Raw genomic sequence first — 791 nt, 5'->3', positions numbered from 1 at the left:
GTTGTGGAAGATACGCCAACCATCATCAAGGTTTTAGGTAACGACACGTTCGAAGGCGACGACAAAGTGGTGTCGCTGGATAGCAATAACGGTCCAGCCAACGGCACGGTCTCAGTCAACCCGGATGGCAGCGTCACTTACACGCCAAACGACAACTACCACGGGGCTGACAGTTTCACCTACATCGTTACGTCGGGTGGGGTATCGGAGTCCACCACGGTGAACGTCGATGTCACACCAGTGAATGATGCGCCAGTGGCGACCAATGACAATGCCGTTACTGACGAAGACACGCCAGTAACGATTGATGTCCTGCCAAACGACACCGACATTGATGGCGATACGCTGTCTATCCAATCAGCGTCTGTGCCGAGTGACCAAGGTAAAGTCGAAATTATTGATGGAAAACTGGTCTTCACACCGGCTGAGAACTTCCATGGCGATGCTGAAATCACTTACACCGTGACCGATGGTGCACTGACTGACCAAGCGACGGTCAATGTCACCGTAAATGCCGTAAACGACACGCCTGTGGTTGAAAGCAACCTCGCAGACCAAACCTTGGCGGAAGATTTCACGCCATACAGCATCGATCTAAATACCGCTTTCAGCGATGTGGATAACGTAGATGGCGAGCTGAGCTTCAGTGTCTCTGGTAATAGCAACATTCAAGTGGCGATCGTCAACGGTATTGCTACGTTCACTCCAACCGCAGACTGGAATGGCTCAGAAGCGTTGACCTTTACGGCGACCGATCCAAGCGGCGAGAGCGTTAGCCAAACGGTGAACTT

1 protein-coding gene is annotated in these 791 nt (G+C 52.1%); it reads left to right on the top strand.

Going from position 1 to position 791, the window contains the following annotated elements; genetic code table 11:
• Window positions 1-791 (top strand): tandem-95 repeat protein (locus tag R7F64_RS23820; RefSeq protein WP_318072141.1); only part of this gene is annotated, 791 nt, incomplete at both ends.

The organism is Vibrio sp. Vb1980 (assembly GCF_033338615.1).
Classification (GTDB): Bacteria; Pseudomonadota; Gammaproteobacteria; order Enterobacterales; family Vibrionaceae; genus Vibrio; species Vibrio alginolyticus.
Note: the sequence above shows the minus strand (reverse complement) of the source record. Positions and strands in the feature narration are given on the sequence as shown.